The organism is Fundicoccus sp. Sow4_F4, assembly GCF_052116145.1.
GTDB lineage: Bacteria > Bacillota > Bacilli > Lactobacillales > Aerococcaceae > Fundicoccus.
Map to the genome: position 1 here is coordinate 1 of NZ_JBQKLQ010000003.1, position 22373 is coordinate 22373.

The 22373-nt window shown below is 41.8% G+C and carries 18 protein-coding genes; 1 reads left to right on the plus strand and 17 read right to left on the minus strand.

Annotated elements, in window-relative coordinates; genetic code table 11:
- Positions 1-595: 595 nt before the first annotated feature.
- From ACTQ5J_RS05675 to ACTQ5J_RS05740, 14 genes are all read right to left on the minus strand, one after another.
- Positions 596-2536, minus strand: a complete 1941-nt coding sequence (locus ACTQ5J_RS05675; protein ID WP_441751343.1) for a DUF2207 family protein — start codon at positions 2534-2536, stop codon at positions 596-598.
- Between the two features lie 114 nt (positions 2537-2650).
- Positions 2651-2827: a hypothetical protein gene (locus tag ACTQ5J_RS05680; protein ID WP_441751345.1), complete on the minus strand. Its 177-nt coding sequence runs from the start codon at positions 2825-2827 to the stop codon at positions 2651-2653.
- Positions 2828-2838: 11 nt separating this feature from the next.
- Complete coding sequence (locus ACTQ5J_RS05685; protein ID WP_441751347.1) at positions 2839-3027, minus strand: hypothetical protein; 189 nt, start codon at positions 3025-3027, stop codon at positions 2839-2841.
- Positions 3028-3179: 152 nt separating this feature from the next.
- Positions 3180-3362: a hypothetical protein gene (locus tag ACTQ5J_RS05690; protein ID WP_441751349.1), complete on the minus strand. Its 183-nt coding sequence runs from the start codon at positions 3360-3362 to the stop codon at positions 3180-3182.
- A gap of 87 nt (positions 3363-3449) precedes the next feature.
- On the minus strand, positions 3450-4196 hold the full coding sequence (locus ACTQ5J_RS05695) for a DUF2207 domain-containing protein (RefSeq protein ID WP_441751350.1): 747 nt from the start codon (positions 4194-4196) through the stop codon (positions 3450-3452).
- A 730-nt stretch (positions 4197-4926) separates the two neighbouring features.
- Complete coding sequence (locus ACTQ5J_RS05700) at positions 4927-6879, minus strand: DUF2207 family protein (RefSeq protein ID WP_441751352.1); 1953 nt, start codon at positions 6877-6879, stop codon at positions 4927-4929.
- A gap of 155 nt (positions 6880-7034) precedes the next feature.
- On the minus strand, positions 7035-7889 hold the full coding sequence (gene yycI / locus ACTQ5J_RS05705; RefSeq protein ID WP_441751354.1) for a two-component system regulatory protein YycI: 855 nt from the start codon (positions 7887-7889) through the stop codon (positions 7035-7037).
- The gene (gene yycH, locus ACTQ5J_RS05710) at positions 7879-9519 is read right to left on the minus strand and encodes a two-component system activity regulator YycH (RefSeq protein WP_441751356.1); all 1641 of its coding nucleotides are present in this window, start codon (positions 9517-9519) and stop codon (positions 7879-7881) included. Before yycH ends, yycI begins: the two co-directional genes overlap by 11 nt.
- A complete protein-coding gene (walK, locus tag ACTQ5J_RS05715) occupies positions 9516-11375 on the minus strand; it encodes a cell wall metabolism sensor histidine kinase WalK (RefSeq protein ID WP_441751358.1) in 1860 nt (619 codons plus the stop codon). Before walK ends, yycH begins: the two co-directional genes overlap by 4 nt.
- Before the next feature lie 12 nt (positions 11376-11387).
- Positions 11388-12095, minus strand: coding sequence for a response regulator YycF (gene yycF, locus ACTQ5J_RS05720; RefSeq protein ID WP_441751360.1), 708 nt, complete (start codon positions 12093-12095; stop codon positions 11388-11390).
- Positions 12096-12952: 857 nt separating this feature from the next.
- A complete protein-coding gene (locus ACTQ5J_RS05725) occupies positions 12953-14341 on the minus strand; it encodes a L,D-transpeptidase family protein (RefSeq protein WP_441751362.1) in 1389 nt (462 codons plus the stop codon).
- A 78-nt stretch (positions 14342-14419) separates the two neighbouring features.
- Positions 14420-15265, minus strand: coding sequence for a Cof-type HAD-IIB family hydrolase (locus tag ACTQ5J_RS05730; protein WP_441751363.1), 846 nt, complete (start codon positions 15263-15265; stop codon positions 14420-14422).
- Positions 15255-15941, minus strand: a complete 687-nt coding sequence (locus ACTQ5J_RS05735; protein WP_441751365.1) for an O-methyltransferase — start codon at positions 15939-15941, stop codon at positions 15255-15257. Before ACTQ5J_RS05735 ends, ACTQ5J_RS05730 begins: the two co-directional genes overlap by 11 nt.
- 139 nt (positions 15942-16080) lie before the next feature.
- The gene (locus ACTQ5J_RS05740) at positions 16081-17472 is read right to left on the minus strand and encodes a hemolysin family protein (protein ID WP_441751367.1); all 1392 of its coding nucleotides are present in this window, start codon (positions 17470-17472) and stop codon (positions 16081-16083) included.
- Between the two features lie 248 nt (positions 17473-17720).
- On the opposite strand from ACTQ5J_RS05740, the gene cbpA reads away from it, so the two are divergent.
- On the plus strand, positions 17721-18356 hold the full coding sequence (cbpA, locus tag ACTQ5J_RS05745; RefSeq protein WP_441751369.1) for a cyclic di-AMP binding protein CbpA: 636 nt from the start codon (positions 17721-17723) through the stop codon (positions 18354-18356).
- Between the two features lie 379 nt (positions 18357-18735).
- Here cbpA and ACTQ5J_RS05750 read toward each other — a convergent pair whose 3' ends face one another.
- The 3 genes from ACTQ5J_RS05750 to acpS form a co-directional block, all read right to left on the minus strand.
- On the minus strand, positions 18736-19386 hold the full coding sequence (locus tag ACTQ5J_RS05750; protein ID WP_441751371.1) for an MBL fold metallo-hydrolase: 651 nt from the start codon (positions 19384-19386) through the stop codon (positions 18736-18738).
- 1281 nt (positions 19387-20667) lie between these two features.
- Positions 20668-21825: an alanine racemase gene (gene alr / locus ACTQ5J_RS05755; RefSeq protein ID WP_441751373.1), complete on the minus strand. Its 1158-nt coding sequence runs from the start codon at positions 21823-21825 to the stop codon at positions 20668-20670.
- 123 nt (positions 21826-21948) lie between these two features.
- The gene (acpS, locus tag ACTQ5J_RS05760) at positions 21949-22347 is read right to left on the minus strand and encodes a holo-ACP synthase (RefSeq protein ID WP_441751375.1); all 399 of its coding nucleotides are present in this window, start codon (positions 22345-22347) and stop codon (positions 21949-21951) included.
- Between the last annotated feature and the right edge of the window lie 26 nt (positions 22348-22373).

Genomic DNA, 22373 nt, shown 5'->3' on the forward strand with positions numbered 1-22373 from the left:
AATTTTGACTTGTATGAGAATTGAATGGTGAAAATTAGTTAGGGTGACTTGTTTTCACTCGAGTTTTTAATCTTACTGGTAAATCCAGCTTTAATGTGTCGACTCGACGCGTCAGTCGGCATAATAGATGGGGGAGACTGTCGACTCAACGCGTCAGTCGGCACATAAAAATCAGAATTTTGACTTGTATGAGAATTGAATGGTGAAAATTAGTTAGGGTGACTTGTTTTCACTCGAGTTTTTAATCTTACTGGTAAATCCAGCTTTAATGTGTCGACTCGACGCGCCAGTCGGCACAATAGAGGGGGGAGACTGTCGACTCGACGCGTCAGTCGGCACATTAAAATCAGGGTTTTGACTTGTATGGGAATTGAATGGTGAAACTTAGTTAGGGGGACTTGTTTTCACTCGAGCTTTTAATCTTGCTGGTAAATCCAGTTTCAATGTGTCGACTCGAGTAATGAGTCGATAGAATAGATGGGGGAAACTGTCGACTCGACGTATGAGTTGACACGTTAAGAGCGTTTTACTAAAACACAGAAAAAAGCCCGACCACCATAGGAAGGTGCCGGGCTTACAATGAGTCTTTATTTACTTAGAAACCGCCTGAACTGGTTCCGCCACCAGATCCACCTGATGAACCACCAGAGAAGCCACCACCGAAACCTCCTGTGTTCGAGCCACTGCTGCCTGAACTTTTAGGTGCAGCTGAAGCTACTGAGCTGCTGACTGAGTTACGCATCATTGAAGTCATAATATAAGGGTTGCTGTAAAAACCTCGACCTAAATGACCTGTTTCTAATTCCGCTTGCGAGAACTCGATGGCCATTGCTTCGGTTACTTTATCTGCCACACCTAAAGAAATCGCATAGACAAGGTAAGCTTCCCATAATGGAAGTGATGCAATTTCACGCATATTGAAGTTTCCGATATCGTTCAACATGTTCTTAAAGCCATCCCACATTTGACGCTGTTCATCTTCTTTTGCAGAACGAATCGGTCTAACAACATTAAGGATTACTAAGACAATCCCCCAGACCAAACTGATTACTGCCATTCCTAAGTAAGCCATCAACAGCGTGCCCATTTGGGATAAGACTGGCCATTGAAGTACCTCTACCGCAAAGATTAGGTAAACTAATACTAATGTCGTAATAATTGGTGCAAACAGACTAAGGACTGCTAATACCACACTGTTCAAGCGTGTCGATGAAGGTTGTTCTGAAATTAAAGGTCCTTGAATATGAGCATCTTGTGCGAATTGTGTCCATTTAGAATATTGTTTCTTCTGGAAGGACGTTGATTTTTTCGTTTTATCTTCCAGTTCTTCTAAGGATATTTGCTCTAAACCGTCTGGCAGAATATAATCTAAAGCGCGTTTTTCATGATAAAGCAATTTATCAACGCTGACTGGATTATCTTTACGTTTGACTAGAACCGTTGACTTCTCGCCACCAAAGCCTAATAAGCCTCGTTTTTCTTTTGGTATTTCTTCTAGTGATAAATACCCTTTACGCGCCAAGTCCATGACAGTAGCTGAGAAATCATCGGTTGTTGGATTCGAACGATAATAGGCTGTCGCCATCAAAGCCGGTGTAATATCTTCCGGCAGTTCATAGATATGTTTGGGTAACTTAACGGGGTTAGGGTTCAACTGTTTACGTTTAGTGAAATAATACCAAGTCCCGTACACACTGATTAAGATTGGTAACAGCATACCACCAATCAGAAAGAGTTGGTTTTTACGCTTATCTTTTTGGAACTGTTTTAAGTCTTTTTGTACTTGTGCCTCACTTGTGGAGATGATTTCTTCTTTCATAGGTTCATCCACAACATTCGGGTTGTTTGGTGTCATTGCTAGTGGAAAAATGGTTTGAACTTCTACAAATTGTGACGATGTACGATCAGGAATGGTAGCAGTGACAACGCTTTTTCCATCTTCTTCGGAAAGCTGTATATCTCCTTGTGCCGCACCGTAACCCCAAGCTCTGAAATCATCTGGGTTCTCCACGAGTTCTGGGAGCACTATTTTGACAGTGACGTCAGTAGTGTAGTCGTTGGTTCCGAAGCGGCGGTTTAAGTCGGCTGTGTCGGCGTAGTTGGTAACGAGGGCCGCAATTTCATATTCGTAAACGAAGTCTACGCTTTCGTTGCGGGCTCGGTTATACACTCTAAAATCGATTAAACCGGCATATTCGCGGTCGCTGACGTTATAAGTGCCTTGGCCTGCCGAGTCACCTTCTTCAAAATAAGTAATGTCGCCGTTGGCCTCGCGTACACCAATTCGATAGTTTTCGAGTTCATAGCCGTCGTAGTCCAATGTGAAGAGTGCACCGTTCATATAATCGACGTCATAGGTTTGAATATCCGTAAATTTAACGTTCCCGTTGGGGAGGATTTCCGCCACGATGTCTTGTTTAGGAATTGTAAAAGACACGTCCTGTGCGTTTGCTTGATTGGCGGGAATTAGCCACAGGGCCAATAGTGCGACAATAAGTGTCAGTATTCTTGTAAAGTGTGTCTGTGTTTGTTTCAATGGAGCCACCTGCTTTCTTTTGATTTGGGCTTTTTATTTTTTTACCAGAGGTCTTCGTAGGGTTCTGCTGTTTTCATTCGTTCGTCCAAATTTGTTTCTGCAACTTGGTGAGGGTTATCCGGGAAGTGGTTGATCGCGTTTGCTTGTGGCGGCTTCTTCTGTGGTGTTTGTTGAGTCGACACCAGATGACTCGCTTACTTTTGAAGTTTCAGATGATGCTACCTCTTCAGCTTCTTGTTTAGTTGAGTCTTCTGTTTCCTCGACTGAACAATCTAAGCCGTCTGGTAACATCAGGCGTACGGTTAACTGGTATCATCTTGCAAGGGATCGCCGTTTGCTTTCAGTGTTTCGATCACTGACACGTCTTCATAATTAGGGACAAAGTTTTCAAAATCATAATGAAGGATTAAGCCATACTCCGTGCCATAACCGATTATTTGAAGGTCAATCATTAGGGGCCCTTCTTCAGAATAAGCGTGATAATGATTCACCGCTCTTTGATCACCCGATTCGACCGGCTACCTTTCACCTGTTTCTAGATTGATGATTTCTATCTCTAAATTTAAGTCGTCTATGTTAAACGCCTTGCTTGTGCTTGATAATATGTCCTTTAGCATACTGCTCGTTTGATAAATCATATCGGTCAATTCAAAGTTCTTTGGGCCACATAATGAAGTCGGTCCTCAATTTTAGCTGAGTCATCTGGTGCCATTTGAATCGTTAAATGTTGTTCGGTTACTAGGTTAGCAAAACTCAAGGCTTCAGTCGTTTTCAAAGGTAAGAATGCAACAATCACCATCAACAAGATGAGTATTTGGGGCTTCATATCATTTTCTCCCACTTTCCTAGATGACAGTCGCATGCTTGGTGTGATAATAGGCTGCGGCATAGCTATTCTTGTTTAGTTCGGATGCTACTTCTTATTCAGTCTGCGTTCAGAAAAGTCATTAGGATTCTTCGGAAAAAAGCTGGCTGCCACTTGGATTGTCAGGGCCGTCTCGCTTGTCATCGCTTCAGAAGGGATGCCTACACGAATCATGTGACGATTCCCCTGTCTTTCAATGGTGACTTGTCCTTCTTCGCTTGTGTTGGTTAGTTGAGCTGAGATGGCTACTTCTTGCGTTTGAGCATCTTGTTGTGGCAAGGTGGGTAACAAGAGTGTGCCAGTGAAATCCGCCTCTTCTTGGATGATACTTGCGTCTGTTTGTAAGGTCGTCAATACAGCCACATCTTGATAAGTGGTCACAAAATTATCGATCACATACTCGAAAACAAAGGTGACTTTTTCATGTTGTGACTCGTAATTTAATTGCAGTCTTTGTTGGTCATCCGTAACTTTCGTGATCTGGTAACTTAAAGGCTCGTACTTATCGGTTAATCGTAACGCTTGCTTCGTTTGCGTTGTTGGGTCGATAAGGCTGACAGAAAGCTTCCTTACATCATAATCTAGTAGATGGAGCGTGTGGTGAAATGTCTTTGCATGGTAGGATGTATAAGTTAACCTATCCGATACTTTTGCACTGCCATCCTCTTGCAAATCAATCGTCAATTTCTGCTCATTTGTTATGTAGGCAATATCCAATGCACGCGCATGACGTGCCGTCGTAAAGAACATGACACTCCTGACAATGTTCGAAACAATTGCTTCTCTTTGTTCCATCAGTCTCCATCACCTCCTCAATAGTCTGTTGTAAAGTGTATAATTCTGTCTAATTCTTGTCCTGATGCGTCTTGAGCACATGCTTTATCTATATTTTACCAATTTTAATCAATTATTAACACTAAAGACCACTAAGAGACGACTTGACTTTTAGTGAGTGCCTTGTCGTGTGTCATTATTGACTCGTATGAGTGAGGTTGGGCACTTAAGGCGTTACTCGTTTTCTAAGCATAACGCCCAGTTAATTGGGAAAGAATCAGCTGTCAGCCACTGCTATTTCCGATGGTTTTTATGAAAGCTTTCTTTTTTTCAAACGTCGAGAGTTGGCGTAAGCACTCCTCTTGATGTTCGTTCTTTGTGGCAGACTGCCTTAGTTTAGGAAGCGTAGTAAAGTCTTTATATTGCTTGTTTATTTTCACCGATACTTGTCGTGTGTTGTCAGTATGCCTTAGACTTCTTTCTAAAATTGTTGCACTATGAACCATGACCTATAAACAACGTCCATCAATCCTCAAAACCGCTTATCCCCCCATCCAGCTCATCCCAAGCCAGAACGCTCTAACGTAACCCAACAACGCAAGCCAACAAAAAAAACGAGCAGATTCATCATCCACTCGCCCCTATTGACTAAATCCACTAAAATCTAAAAGCACATCTAGTATCGATTCACTTACCCTTCACCACGCCACTGACCACTAAGCCAGCATCATCTGCGCATGCCAGAAATTCTTTATGAACCTCCACTGTAACCATTGGCATTACTACCTGGATCGATTGCAGATAAAGTATTCGCAATCGACGTTCTCATCACACTACTAATCAGATGTGGTTGGGTAATCAGATGGCTATCCAAATTCAAACTCTGTAATTCCTCTTGACTATATTGTTGATTTAAAACTTCGAGTAAATCATCAATCACTCCAAGAGACACTGCATAGGCAAGGGACTCTTCCCAAGAAGCTAAACGAGCGACTTTTCGAACATCGATGTCTTGAATATCCGTCAACATTTTAGAGAAAGCCTGCCATTCTTGACGCGTGCGATCTTGCTCGGCAGTCACAATCGGACGTCGTCCCCTTAAGATATTCAACCAAATGCTGGCTGCCAGAGATAGTAGAAAGACGATAACCGATAGGGTAATCAAACCATTCGCTTTCACTTCCACTGCTACAAAGACACCTAACAAGCCCATCCCAAAAGAGATCAACAAAGACGCGATACTCCAGATTTGAGCTGCACTCGCTTCTGGTAACTTGCGACCACGGCGTTTCGTCCCATTCAACTCCGCATAGTCAGAAAACTTCTTCCAATTAACTTGTTGAGTCTTACGGAAATCTTTATCCTTCTTCGAGCGTTCCTCCATTTGTTCTAGAGTCACCCAATCCACAGTCTTATCGCCATGTGAGTCATCTGCCAATAACTGACGAGCGATATCATGCTTAGCCGCTAAGGCTTCCGCTTGGATGCCCGTCATTATATAATTTAATACTTGGCGTTCATGTAATAAAAGTGGCGCCATCCCACCAACAGTCACACCTAAAGCGGTTGGCGAATCTTTCGCATAGTCGCGCCCCATTGAAATCTTTATGGTCGAACTCTCACCATCACCGAAAACGCCACGTCGCTCTTTGCGAACTTCCGTTAACTCCACAAAGCCTTTACGAGCTAAATCCAGTAAAGTCGCAGTAAAGTCGTCCGCATTCGGCTTGCCACGAAAGACTGAAGTAGCCATAATCGCCGGCGTAATTCCCGCTTCAGGTAGAACATATAAATGCTCCGGTAATACTTGACGGTTAGGGTTCATCTTTTCGCGTGCTCGGAAATAATAACCGTAAGCTGCCAAGACACTCAATGGACCGAACACAATACTGCCCATCAACAACATCAAATGACGATTACGTTTTTGTTCAAATGCCGCCAATTCCGCATCCGCCAAAGACGTTTCGTCAGCAATGATTTCAGAACGCATACTTTTTTCAATCACATTCACATTATGTGGCGTTAAACTGACTGGGAAAATCGCATTCACTTCAACCGCTTGATTAGCCGGATTGTCATCGATCGTCAAATGAATCACACTACGATTATTTTCGACCGTCAAAAAGACCTCACTATTCGTCGCGCTATGTAACCACGCTTTGAAATTCTCTTGATTGTTCACGACACCTGGCAGGAATATTCTGGCAGTGACATCATGCGAGTAAGCAATTTTATCATTGACCAATTCATAGCTAAGATTCGCCGTATCCGCATAATTAGTCACCAGAAAATCCAACGTATATTCGAAAATAAAACGCATCTGCACACCTTCGAGTGGATAATGCGCACGAAAAGTTGTTCCGAAGCTTGTCTGTTCAGCCGAAAAAGTATTCGGCGACGCGCTGTAATTCTCGTTTAAATAGGTAATCTCGCCGTCTTTTTCAGTCTGCACGCCGACTCGATAATTGCGAATCGCATACCCCTCATGACTGAGATCAAACTGCACCTCATCTAACCGCTTAACGTCATAAATAAACGTGTTCACAAAACTAACCGCCCCGCTGGCTTCAACTTGCGCTACGACATCTTGCTCAGTAATCGCAAAACTCGCATCCTCTGCTTGAACACTCAAGGAAACGCCTGTCCCCAAGCAAACAAAGCCTATTAAACTCACTAGCATCAGCCAACGTAATAGTTGTTTCATGTACTCCACCTCTCACAAAATAGTACTCTCATCTTATCAGATTTACGCCCCAAATCATAGGACAGGCGGCCGTAAAAAAGATAAAAAATCACAGAAAACGTTCGTTTCCTGCGACTTATTTAACAATATGATGAATCACTGTCTGGCGTTCGCCATTAGCGTGATTGATTGGACTTGGTCTCAGCAACAAAGCCTCTGACGGCATCCACTATCACGGAATTCGTAATCGTCCCTTCGTGACGATAATAAATGATTTCCCAGGCCGGTGTGTAAATATTAAAATTGTCCGTCTCCAATGAGCGATAGTAACTCAAGTTAGCCGACACAATTTCGGAATCATTCGGCAAATAGGTTTCAATACGGCGCTCAAGAATATTAATCGCTTCTTGTGATGAAATTAAGGCTTTCGGCTCTTCCAGAACGGTATAGTCACTCTGGTATGTTTGCGTATAGCCAATCATATTGAAGTTATCATCAAAAATAACACGAATCTCACTACTGCCGTCGACAATCGGTGTCCCATCTGCAGCTGTCATTCGACAGAAAAGAATGCCTTCTTGATTGGAATACCAATAGTTGCCGTAGGCTTGGCCATTAATAAACATTGTTTCATCTAATAGATACTTCTCGCGGAATATCTGTGCATTTTCAGCGGATATTCCTTTGGTTGTTTCAGTAATTTCAAAATCCAAAGTCACTGGTTCGATAAAAGTGCTGGTTAAAAGACCTTCACGGTTGAGACTATAACGCTGGTTTTTCAATTGAGATTGTTGTTCACGCAAGTAATTATTCGGTTCTGTTTTAATCAATGGCAAGTATTCGGTGTCGCCACTTAAATCCGGACGAATAATTACCCCGCGGTTTCGCATATCTTGCACCACACTAACGGCAGACATATCCGTTGTTTTTTGTGACTGGATGGGGATTCGGTCAATCAATAAAAAGACTAGGTAGACGTTAAAAGCTAGGAAAAATACGACTAGCAACTTTTGAATTCGATTAAAATCCATCTGCCCCACCTCCTGGCTCTTTCAATAAAGCAGTCGAATGATGTGCCACTTTAACCAAATTATTCCATCTAGTTGAACGTGGACTGTAAGGCAAAAGTAACGCTTCCCCTTTACCAGGCGCAATCACATCCTGATTCAGTCCGGCATAAACAGGCGCTGACAGAGTGTCGCTATAAATCGCTTGTGACGTCATAAAGGTATAATCTGTCCCATCACCATTGCCACTTTCACTGTTGCCGTTTTGACTCGTTAATTCAGCCACCGTCCCATCACGGACTTGTTCGATTGAATAGTAATTATTATTGATATGGAACATCCATTTAGGTACTAATGTTACCGTCTTAAAGTTCTCCATATCACTTTGCCATTCATAACCTAAAACGATATTGGTAAAGTTAGCAAAGGATAAACCTTGTTCCGTTAACAATGCTTCGATTTGCGGACCAGACTCAATGTCATAAACTCGACTCAAGTCATGAATATGCGTCCCAATGGTGACTAAAGGCATTTGATAACGATAGACTTCAATGTGCGGATTCGTTCTCAGTGTCACTCGCGTTGCACCATATTCAGCTAAACTAGGTGCTGAATATATCGGCAAACCATTTAGAAAACGACGATACGTGACCGTATTATTATACTCAGAGTAAAGACGAATGTCGCTCGGCCAATATTCATAAGTTTGAATGTAAGAGAAACTAAAACGTACTTTTTCTTCTGGCAGAACAAATTCACGATTAATACTGTTTGATTCTTGATTTGAGGAAATCGAATGATTAATATTCATTACATTGGTCGCATCATTAATTTGGAGCGAGGTTAGCAATGTATAATAACTTCTGACCGAATTCGCATCCGGCTCAGAAATATCGTAATTATTATTGGGGAAAACATCATCTAAAAACAGACTATCCGGTAATTTATCGAGTGTATAAATTTGCGAAGACGCAATCGTCTCGTAAATTGGTAAGTAGACTGAGTTTACGCCTAATTCATAGTGAGCCACTGGCAACCACTGCTCATTACGCACCGCATCAACAATACTTAATATTTCTGCCGCTAATTCTGGCTCCTTGAACTTAGCCGTTAAATAAGAATAGTTACTGGTATCGACGAGATATACTGAATCGTCTCCATCTCTTGGTATCACAATTCGGTTCAATTCAAATTGAGTTGAAATTGTCTCAGGCATGCTGATAATTGATTTCAAGGACAGGACTGAAAACTTGGTTGGGTAAATCAGTTGTAAGTAATCATTATTGACGATTTCTTGGAACATGACAGGATTAGTTTCCACACTGTTAGACGCTACTTCTATGGCTTGATTACCTAGCAATTCCATAACGTTTTGTAAAGTGTCATAATTATTGACATCATATAAAGCTTCCGCTTCATTAACAATGAGTTTATAAGGTGTGATGATCTCATCCACTGTTGGATTCGCCAGTTCGTAATAATCATCGGCATCTTCAATTGGTTCACTCGTTGACGTCGTGATGACTGTCTCTCCTTCAAATTGGTTCAACCAACGGTTTAATAAACTAGTGTTGAACAATAAAAAATAGACTAACATCAAGTTAATGCCTAGTAAAATGACAACAATAATCGAGGTTATAGATAATTTTTTCATTCGAAATCATCCCACCCTTCGTCATCAAATTCAAAGACGGTAAATGGTAATTCAAAGCTAAAGGTTGAGCCTTTACCTTCTAGACTGTCGACCCAAATTCGGCCACCATGCATTTCAATTACCTCTTTAGAAATAGCCAAACCTAAACCGGTTCCTCCTTGTTCACGCGACCTCGCTTTATCCACGCGGTAAAAACGCTCGAACAAATGGGGTAAATCTTTTTGAGGAATCCCCAAACCTTGGTCAGTCACACTCATCACAACACTGTTTTGCGTATCGACTAATCTGACTGTAATCGTCCCACCATTTGGTGAATACTTAATCGCATTGTTCATCAAGTTATCAATCACTTGCGTCACACGGTCTTGGTCGATTTCAACATAAATATCACGGCTCGTTAATTCACGTTTAATTTTATATTTCTTAGAGGCGTCCCCGCTGGCTAAGGTAAATTCGAAACGATCCAGTATATGGTTTACAATCCGTTTGAAATCAATATATTCTTTATTCGTCGTTAATTGCCCACCATCCATTTTGGATAAGTCTAACAAGTTAGAAATCATACGGATCATCCGGTTACTTTCTGACTGGATGACTTCTAAAAATTGTGGCGCAATATTAGGGTCTTGCCAAGCACCATCTGCTAAAGCTTCCGAATAAGATTTAATTGACGTCAATGGCGTACGTAATTCATGCGAAACATTCGATACGAAGTCACGACGCTCTTGATCGGTTTTTTCTTGTTCAGTAACGTCGGTTAAAACGGCTACTAGCCCTGTCACAAAGCCGGTTTCACGGCGAATAACAGAAAACTCAACTTTTAAGATGGTATCGACTCCATCCTCAAAGCGGTTTATCATAATCTCCTTATCGCCGCCTAGTAAATTTTTCAAGTTATAGCGCTCTTCAATTTCCAGTAATTTAAGCAGTGAAGTACCGACCGCTTCTTCTTGTGGAATACCCAATAAGTAAAGCGCACGCTCATTAACAAGCAAAACATTGCCTCTTTGGTCAGTTCCAATAACCCCATCGGTCATATGACGCAAGACGCCATCTAAACGTTGGCGTTCAGATTCAGTTAATTCTTGCGCATCTTTAACTTTTATCGCCAAGTCGTTCAAGGTTAAGGCTAACTCGCCCAACTCATCTTGACCGTATATTTTGGCTGGGTAGTTATAAATCCCATCCGATATCCGAATGGCTTGTTGCCGCATGTCCTCAATCGGCCTAGTAAGGCCTGAAGACAGCACAATAGAGACAATAAAGGACCCAATAATTGCGAACACAGCCGCTCGTAAGAACAGTTCCATAACATAGTCTCTTTGCTCATAAACACGCATCATATCCGCTTCAACCGCTACCGCTCCCAGGAGTCGTGGCGTTTCTTCAAAAGACATAATCGGTTTATAAATATTATAATTACGTTGAGACGTCTCTTGGTTGAGGGTCTCGTTATCAAATGCTCGCTGATTAATCACCACATTCATCACAAATTCATCATTAGTACGCGTTCCGACGGCCCTTTGGGTAATGTCATTTGTCGCCAGTACATAATCTTGTGGGTTCACGATTTGTATTTTAGCTGGATAAGTAGAACTAAAAGAATCCAGCGCTTGATTTAAGCGCCGGTCCCTTTCCCCATCACTCTGGTCATCGCTAGATAAGATGGGGCTAATATTATTAATTAGAAAATCCACTTGTGTATTAATTTGATCTTTCAAAGTCGTGACCGATTGAGTCTCGAGTTGGTCGATAAAGAATACACCAATAAACTGAAATGAAATCGTCAGAATGAAGATGATTAACAGAGGTATTTTGATATAGATCGATTGGAAAATATTATATGATCGTTTCATCATACACTCCTATTATGTTTGATCTTGTTCTGGATTCTTCAAGAAGTAACCAACGCCGCGACGTGTCACAATGTACACTGGATGGCTCGGTTGGTCTTCAATTTTTTCACGTAGACGACGAATCGTTACGTCAACTGTTCGAACGTCACCGAAATAATCGTAACCCCAAACGGTTTCTAACAGGTGCTCACGCGTCATTACTTGGCCAATATGCTTAGCTAAGTAATGAATCAGTTCAAATTCACGGTGAGTCAATTCAACTTCTTCACCACGTTTTGATACCACATAGGCATCTTGGTGAACGATTAAATCGCCTACGACAATTTCGTTCGGCAACTCATCTTGGCTAGCATCGCGTAAAGCATTGCGACGTAAGTTAGCTTTCACACGTGCAACTAATTCACGGTTTGAAAATGGCTTCGTGACATAATCATCGGCACCTAATTCCAAGCCTAATACTTTATCAATTTCTGAATCTTTAGCTGTCAGCATAATAATCGGCACCGCACTCGTTTTACGGATTTCGCGACATACTTCTAGACCGTCCATCTTCGGTAACATTAAATCTAAAATCACTAGATTCGGTTGCACTTTCTCAAATTGTTCAATGGCTTCATCACCATCAAACGCTGTAGTTACTTCATAACCTTCATTCTTTAAATTGAAGACAATAATATCTGAAATCGGCTTTTCATCGTCAACGACTAAAATGTGTTTCATTATTAATTTCGCTCCTTTGTACTCTTTCGAGTCTTCTACTGCCTACGCGCTCACGGCGTAGGCATAACTAAATTCTTCTTAAAATCCAGGTAGCTAACAAGCTTTCCATCTCAAATTTGCCGGACACATTTCCGGCCATTTGCCGTTCTTTGATAGATTCTGTCGAACTTCCCGTTTGACGTGCGCGTACATGAGTACTGGCACTTTGGTTTACTGATTGGGGAGCAGTTTTCAAGCCTCTCGCTCGGCAACTGCAACATAAAAAAAGATGCGACACACATAAGTAAATAATTTATCTATATCATTCATATTATACCGTTTAGAAACCAATAGTCAAAATACTCACTCAATATTATGCTTTTCTTTAAATGATTGACTCACTCCTGGCAAAATAGTTCTTACCAAACTCTCGCGAACGTTTCCCTTTCCAGCTCGCTTCTAAAGAACCTAAGAGCCAGCAGCGTCGTTCGTCGGCCGACTCACGGCGATTAAAAGAGAGTGTCTTTAGTCGTCGTGAGGCGAACTGAACGGCACCTTTGGCTCTGGAGGGCTTGGTGAGCAAGAGTTAGGTGGCAGATGGCTCGCTTAGGTGGCCTATCCATTCCGCCTGTAGGTCCCGGCTAGAAAAGCTCGCTGACTAGCATCTAGCCGATTGGCCCGGTCGCTCTTCTCACACGTCCTCACCATCCTATAAAAACCAAAAATAGAGGTCCGGCCTAACCTAAACGGTTATGGTCCAGACCTCTGTCTACTATTCTTTTTAAATTGGCGCTAGAGGCCGGTCCATGACGCTCGACTTTCAAGCCTAGCAACAGCCAGCCGCTTCACACCAACTCATAAACCATTACATGCCGCTCTTAAGAGAAGACAATTACTGGCATACCCAATGTGACATGTTCAAACACTTGTGGCATTACACCTGGTGGCGTGTTGATACAGCCTAGAGAACCACTGGTTTTATAAACCTCTCCACCAAAGGCTGGTTGCCAATTGGCATCGTGAATCCCTTGACCCGTATCGTCAAAAGGAATCCAGAAAGAAACGGGTTGTACATAATCAACACCTGTATGAGCATTAAAGCCTTTTAAATCTGTATCTGTTTCTTTGTTCCAGACTGAATAGGCGCCTGCAACCGTAGAGGTACCTATTTGACCTGTAACGATTGGTGTTTCTATCACTCGTGCACCATCCACGTAAACATACATCATTTGGTTTGTCATATCGACTTCAACATAACTATTGCCGATATCACTTTCACCTTCTAAAGAGTTTGCATAACCCGTCCCTACAATAGCAGGTTCACGCGTTACATCGACTCCAGCATATAAATCGGCTGCAATGTTTTGTGTTTCAGTTTCGCGGTCAATCGACCAACCTAACGTTCCTGCAGGCACTTCAACCGTTCCTTGAAGGGTACTTGAGAACTGACGAACATCATCGAACGTCGCATACTTTTCATTTAAAGTACCGAGCCATTCGTAAATCATATTCTGATCGAAGACTACTTCGTTATTACTATCGAAATACATCCACTCCAAAACAGTTTCTTTCGCAATCACTTCTTCTTTTCCGGCAATCGTTAGCGTAATTTTCGTGTTCGATACTTGATCAATCTGATTCATTACCGACGTGATTTTCTCATCTTCAGTTGTTACTTCAGGTTGCAGATAGCTCTCGTTGATTTCAATAGTCGAAGACCCACTCTGAATACCCGACACAACTAACTCCTTAATCTTCTCGATATCTAACTGAGTACCGGTTTCCTCAGGTACCACGAAATAACCGCGTCCTTCACCGTAATCAATATAAGCATCTTGAGCAATAATTCGCCCTTCATTCGAGATTCCAACCTCAGCTAAAGCATTTTCAATTGCAAGATCATCAATACGAATGTGATTCATTAACACATTATCGTACTCAACCGAATCGAAGAAACCCGTCAACCAAAGCATCGGATCTTGATTATTATATGAAGCTTCCAAGAAAGCTTGCGTATTCACTTGAGCATTCAAATCAGCCATTGAAAACGTCCCTAATCCCTTACCGTTTTCTGTAATCGTTACAGTTTGTTGATTAATGTCTGCTTCAATCCGCTCTTGCGCCTCAGCCAAAGATAAATTACTAATATCAATATTCCCAAAACTCGTGTTCGCCTGAAACTTTTCAGCGTAAAAGCCGATACCAGCGCCATAACCGAGCCCAAGGACTACAATCGTTAAGAGCACAATAATTAGTGCTTTTTTCATATTTCCACCACCGTGTATTTTTTTCCTATTCAAATAAGCATTTTAGCATACAATTATGAAGAATCTATAAATATTCTATTAAGCTTTTCCCTTTGATAGAATATGCTTTTCAATCGCTTGAGCAACACCCGCATCCTCATTGGATCCAGTCACCACATCGGCAACCTCTTTAATGCGAGCGACGGCATTGCCCATGGCAACACCAAGGCCAGCCCATTGAATCATCTCTAAATCATTCAGCTGGTCTCCAATGGCCATCACATGCTCGGCTTCGATATCTAAACGCTTAGCTAAATTTTTCAAGCTCGACGCTTTCGATACGCCCTTCACTAGAAACTCTGCAATAATTGGTTGACTACGAACCGTCGAATAATGTTCAAACAACTCGCTTGGCAGACGATCCTTCAGTGCATCAAGAATCTCTGGTTCAGCTAAAACCATGGCTTTATTAAAGCTTTCGAAAGCTAAAAACTCATCGGCCGTGAAAGGTGTAATGGGTGTGCTCAACGCTTTTGAGTCACTAACGACAAGCTTGTTGGCTTCATATTGACTAACGAGCATCATGCCTTCTTGGTCAAAGGCAACTAATTGAGCCCCTTCTTCATCAAAAACACGTGCAAAATCCATTAAAACTTCACGCGCTTCTCTAGATAAAGTCACTTGGTCAACAATTTCAAGGTCGTGCAAGCGGTGAGTCACAGAACCGTTTTGAAGAATCAGAAAATCATCTTCGCCATCAAATGGTAACTGCGCCATAATCTCACGCACACCCGGTAACGTTCGACCGGTACAAATAACGACTTGAACACCTGCTTGAATCGCTTGGTGAATGGCGTCAATATTCGCTTGAGGTAATTGTTTATCATCCGTTAACAAGGTACCATCTAAATCAATGGCTACTAGCTTAATATCTTTATGCGTCATCTTGACCCACTTCCTTTCTTACCATTAATAAACCATCGCCTAAAGGTACTAAACATGAACGGTGGATGGGGTCATTTAAGACCGTATCCATTAATTCATTCAGCTTGCGGTGAATGGTTCTGACACGCTTTGGAATATTCTTTTCGTCTTCTAGAATTGTCCCCGCTTGGAAAACATCATCAATAATTAAGACGCCTCCTGTTTTTAAGACCCGTAGGCATTGTGGGTAAAACTCAATGTACTTCGCTTTGGCACTGTCCATGAAAATTAAATCGTATGCCGCCGCTTCTAATGTTGGTAACACATCCGCAGCGTCCCCTTCAATTAGTGTCACTCTTTCTTCTAAGCCCATACGCTTGAAGTTAGCTTTGGCTCGTTCATACATTTTGGCATAACGGTCAATCGTCGTTAAGTGGCCGTCTGTTTGTAAATGTTGCGCCATTAAACTGGCTGAAAAACCAATTGCCGTTCCGATTTCTAGAATATCTTTTGGTTCAACAGTGGCACAGAAAAAGTCAATAAACTTGGCTGTTTCGTGCGGAATGACTGGAATTCCCAATTCATTCGCATAGGCTTCAATTTCTCCCAAGACGCCTGGGAATTTCTGTTGACCATTTCGCATAAATTCGACTAATTCTGGCATCACGACTGGGCGATGCATCATTTCGTTTAACATGTTTTATATTCTCCTTCTTACTGTCGTTCCTTTTTTTGTTATCTGTTAGTGTGGTATTAAAAAAGTGAACATTAGAGACTGTCGTTTCTGATGTTCACTCTGCCTTGTTTATTTGATTGGGTACTGACTGATTGGGCTATTAATCTTCCTCATCTTCAATCAGATTTAATTGATCATACATGCTCATGTCTTCATCACTGAAGTCAAATTCCGTATGAAGCGCTCGTTCTTCGTCGTGAGCCACATGAATCCCACGTATTCGGCCGTTTTCGACATGGCTCGTCGTTAAGACATACTCTTGCGCTCGAACAGACACCTTCTCGTCATCGTCCGGCATATAGCCGATATGTTCGATGATCAGCCCTGCCATCGTATCGACTTCGTCTGATTCCAAATCGAGTTGAAAGTATTGATTAAACTTATCGATCGGTGTACCACCTTTAATGTAATAGTTATTGTCATCAATCTTACGAACCGAGCTAGATGAGTTCACATCCGTTTCATCTTCGATGTCTCCGACAATCTCTTCAATTAAGTCTTCTAAGGTTACAATTCCTTCTACACCACCATATTCATCGCGTAAGATCGCCATATGGGTTTGTTCTCGTTTAAATTCAACCAATAAGTCATCAATATAAATGGTTGAAGGAACAAATAAGGGTTCGCTTGAAATAGACAGTAAATCAATATTCTCGAAACCTTCTTCACGCGCAGCTTTCAATAAACTTTTGACATGGATGACGCTGATTACATTATCTTTGTCTTCACGGTAAATCGGTATTCTCGAGAATGGACTGGTTAGTAATTCGTGCATAATCTCATCGTAATTATCTTCGATATCGACCATTTGGGTATCAGTTCGCGGGACCATTACCTCACGAGCTAATTTAGAATCTAATGATAAGACCCCTTGTAACATTGAAAATTCTGCAACATCGATTGCGCCACTTTTACGTGTTTCTGCTAACAAGACTTTCATTTCATCACGTGTGAAACTTTCTTCTCTAGCGGTAAAGTCAATTGGCGTGATTTTTTTCAATAGACCAATCGAAAATGATAATAATTTGACGAATGGTCTGAATAGTTTTTGGACAATTTTAATGACCCCACTTGTTGCCATGGCAATTTCGTCAGGCATTTGTAGAGCCAATTGTTTTGGATAAAGTTCACCAAAGACGAGTGTCACATATGATAGAATAAGCGTTACGATTATAATCGCTGCTTGTTCTGCTCCGGGAAAGGTCGGTAACCAGTCTGCAATTAAACTTGCAAAACTTGCTGATGCAGAAGCACTCGATAGGAAACCCGCTAAGGTGATTGCTACTTGAATGGTTGACAAGAAGTCATCTGACTTTTCAAGTAGGTCTAAAACTCTTAAAGCTTTTTTGTTTCCTTCTTCAGCTAAGCCACGCATTTTAGATTGATTGACAGATACAAACGCTAATTCCGCTGATGCGAAAAAGGCGTTAATTAAGGTTAATATGAATATTATTAATAGTTGACCCAATAATGAATTCCCCGAGGAGTCCATGATATTTTTCTCTCCCTTGTGATAAAGTTATATTTTTAAAAAAAGTTACTACTTTAAATATAAAAAATATATTGACAAAAAGCAATAAGATTGTGCAATTTCTTTCAACTTATTCACTTTATTGACGATTCTTTAGCGTCTTAAGCGAATTTTACATTAAAAAACAATGAGAAAACATTGCTTCTGCGTTAATTCTTTGTTAAAATAAGAACGCTAGAAGAATAGATATTAAAGGAGCAGTTTCTTAAATGATTAATGAACTCTTGATCCATAAGAATCATTTAACATGCATCCCCGAGACCATGAATTGCGCAGATGCGGTCGCAATTCTCGAAAAAGAAGGAGCACGCTTGGCTCCAGTCCTTGATGGGAGCAACACATTATTTCGCGGTAATATTTACCGTTATCACATTTACCAATATAAATTTAACAATCCAGAGGCAGACTTAAATAAAATCCCGGTCACTCATTTCCTAAAGAACACTACTAAAATAGTGCATGATACCGATTCGATTTATGGTCTGTTTTTTGCAATGTCCGACTTACCTTATATAGCCGTGCTTAATGAGCAGAATACTTTCTTAGGAACCATTAGTCACAACGCTATGACACGTTACTTTGCTCAAGCATGGTCCATGCAAACAGCAGGTCATGTTATTAATGTTCGCACGATTGGTAAAAAAGGCGAGTACGAACGCCTACTCAAAATTATCCACCGCTACTCAGAGATTAATTCTTTGATGACCCTAGATGAAGCAGACACGAACACTTACGCTAGTATCAATTTCGTTTTACCAAACGACTTAGATCAAATCAAACTGAACGCTTTAGTGCGTGACTTAAATAAGCGCGGCTATCAAACACGTCACTACCGAGTGAAATAGACTATATAAGATACAGGCCTGATTAGGACTTGTCACGCCATGGTGTGGCAAGGATATGAACATCCTGCCGATTGTCAGTCAGCTAGTGCCATAATGACACAAATTTGAAGCTTTTGAGTGCTCACTTACTGATAGGTGAGCACTCAGAGGTTCATTTTGCTTTGAGGATGGCTAAAAGAACTTGTCATCACGCCACACGTTCCGAGTGAACGCTAAGAGAACCTGTCATCTAACGGTACGTTTTTTTAGAAAATAATCGCCATATTACGGGTGAAAAACACGATAACTTTATATTCTGGACGAAAAAATTGCCGCCAGGACATAAAGAGAATCGTGTTTTTTTCTTCTACTATTTATGCTTACAGAAATTTAATCACTTCTAGCGACGAAAGACGTCAAAGAATGGATTGCTCGCCTTTTCAGCACCTACTGTTGTCAATCCCCCATGGCCTGGAAATAGTTGATAAGCATCAGGTAATACTAAAATTTCACGCGCAATAGCGCCCATTAAGGTCGCATAATCCCCACCTGGTAAGTCTGTACGGCCAATTGAGCCTTGGAATACCGCATCTCCGACTACGACGATTTGAGCCTCCTCGAAAATATAAACCACATGACCTGGACTGTGCCCTGGAACATGTGCGACTTTGAAACTGAAGGGTCCAATAGTTTGTATGCCCATATCTTTATCCGTCCAAATATTTTCTGCTTCACGCATGCGCACCTCACCAAAAGGTTGGATTGCTGACAAGTTTTTCTCTGGATCTGCTAACCAAGTCGCTTCGTTCTCGTGTACGTATACTTCGATGTTAAATGCCTCACGCACTTCATCAAGCGCGCCGATATGATCTGAATGAGTGTGCGTCAACAGAATCGCTAAAGGCTCTAACCCTTGCTTGCGTATCCATGAAATCACGCGCTCTGCCTCATCACCTGGATCAAAAATCAATGCCTGATGGCTTTCTTGGTCCACTAGGACATAAGTATTTTCTTGAATCGGTCCTAAAGTCATTCCATAAATTTCTAACATAATCTACCTCCTTTCTTCTCAGACTTATGATCGTTCTATTGGCCAGTCTTCTATTCTATTATACTTGATTCCACATCCTTTTGGGCAAGTAAGTCGATGTGTCGGTGAAATTGAGACATCTAAACCCTCTATGATAGTACGCTGTTAGTCCACTTATAACCACGCGACCATCTTGCAAAAAAGAAAGGCGGTGTCACTTCACTACGTTCGTGACTATTTATATAAAAGCACTGGCTCTTTATAAAATCGTCGTGAACCGCAGGTGAATGACTCCGCTGGTATTGATGGTTAAATAGATGGCTCAAAATTATACGAGTTTGGGACTGAAAGGCTAACTGCACGCCATTCTGTAAGCACATGGCATTAGCCCTGTCACTTAAAAACCACGTGGGGTTAAACCCGCTAATTCAACGTCGCTAAAAAAACACGTGGGGTTAACCCTGGTAATTCAACGTCGCTAAAAAACCACGTGGGGTTAAACCCGCTAATTCAACGTCGCTGAAAAACCACGTGGGGTTAACCTTGCTAATTCAACCTCGCTAAAAAACCACGTGGGGTTAACTCTGCTAATTCAACGTCGCTAAAAAACCAGGTGGTGTTAACCCTGCCAATTCAATGTCGCTAAAAAACCACGTGGGGTTAAACCCGCTAATTCAACGTCGCTAAAAAATCACGTGGGGTTAAACCCGCCAATTCAACGTCGCTAAAAAAACACGTGGGGTTAACCCCGTTAATTCAATGTCGCTAAAAAACCACGTGGGGTTAACCCTGCTAATTCAACGTCGCTGAAAAACCACGTGGGGTTAAACCCGCCAACTCAACGTCGATAAAAAACCACGTGGGGTTAACCCTGCTAATTCAACGTCGCTAAAAAAACACGTGGGGTTAACCCTGCTAATTCAACGTCGCTAAAAAAACACGTGGGGTTAAACCTGCCAACTCAACGTCGATAAAAAACCACGTGGTGTTAACCCTGCTAATTCAACGTCGCTAAAAAAACACGTGGTGTTAACCCTGCCAATTCAACGTCGCTAAAAAAACACGTGGTATTAACCCCGCAAATCCAAGGTCGCTAAATAGCCATGTGGCGTTAACCCCATCAACCCAAGGTCGCCAAGCAAATGATTCCCAATGAAACATCGATAATCTTTGCGCTAAAAAAATAAGCGCCAAGCAGATTCTTTCGAACCGCTCGGCACTTACCTTCATAGTTAATCTGTAATAGCTTTATCGCTAGCTTAACTCACCAGTTAGCACCTACTCGCCAAAACCAAATACTGCTTAAGTTTCGTCAGTTAAATAAATACGTGGGACACGCCCACCGATGCCACATAGAATCTCGTAACCGATTGTATCAGTGACTTTAGCAAGATTCGACACATGGTTCTCCAGAGCGCCGTCTTGGCCTAATAAAGTAACTGTCGTACCAATTGGGTATTCAGCAGGTAAGTGAACCATTAATTGATCCATGTTGATTGTGCCGACAACCGGACAGGCTTGGCCGTCTACAAGGACAGGTGTGTCTTTAAAACGACGTAACCAACCATCAGCATAGCCGATTGGTACAGTGGCGATCCATTGGTCTTCATCTGCACAGTAGGTCGCACCATAGCTAATATGTTTGCCCGCTGGAACTTTCTTTACATGAACGATTTCAGAAACAATCGAAAGAACTGGTTTTAAACTCACTTTCGTTGCCGATGGCAACTGGTCTTTAGGATCCACACCATACATCGCAATACCATAGCGAACAATATCTGACTTAGGTTCACGTGGATACCATAAACCCATAGCTGAGTTCGCATAATGACGAACCTTCACGTTTTCCGGTACGGCCGCTGATAGCTTTAACCACTGTTCCCATTGATAATCGATATAGTCTTCTGGTCCGCCACCTGCTGTTGCAAAGTGAGTGAAGACGCCTTCCCAGTCCAACCAAGCTATCTCGCTGACTGCATCGGCAAAAGCTGTAATTTCCTCTACAGTCGTTAAGCCGATGCGCCCCATGCCTGTGTCTAATTTCAAATGGAAACGTAAGTTAGCATCGTCTAAAATTGACAGATGGTTAGTTTCTGCTAATTGTTGATAAGCCTTCTCGAAGAAATCCAAGCCACTGACTGTGACTGTTAAATTGTAGTAAATAATTTCTGCAATCCCACGTGGATCAGTTAAGCCCATCACTAAAATCGGGACAAAACGATGACCGTGTTGTCGTAATTCAATCGCTTCGTCTACCGTTGCAACAGCCAAGCCTTTGGCTCCTGCAGCTAAAGCCGCTTCAGCCACTTGCGGGGCCCCATGTCCGTAGCCATTAGCTTTAACAACTGCATAAAGTTTTTGGTCTTCGTCCATTAAATCTAACATAACACGCACATTGTGTTGAATCGCATTTAAATCGACAATCGCCTCGGTTGGACGATGTTCACTAGGTTCAAACATGAATTTATCTCCTCGTATTCTATTTCCATCTATTAATATGAATCTTTACTGTTATTCATTTTACAACTTCTAGTCAAATAAATAAAGCAGTCACTCGAGGTGACTGCTTTAATTGACGCTAAATTAATTATATTTGTTTTCGAAAAATTCTTGCAGAGCTGTTTCAATCGCTTCCTCTAGTAAGTCTACTATCACCGTCGCTGTTGCGTAATCTCGACTATGACTGATCGATAAGTGAACATTATCAACTAATGGTGCTGACACCAAGATAGGCGCCCCCATATCATTAGGTAGAATCGAGATATCTGTAAAACTGATACGGCCAATGCCGGTCCCCATCGCTTTACCGTAAGCTTCTTTGACGCTAAAACGGCCAGCGAGGAAACTCATGCGGCGCTCCTCACGGAAGGCCTCATACAATTTCAATTCAGCGGCTGTTAACACTTTTTCAGGAAAACGCGGTTGACGTTCAACGGCTTGTCGGATTCGATCGATTTCAATAATATCGGTACCTACGCGCATTTCACCGTCACCCTTTCAAATAATTA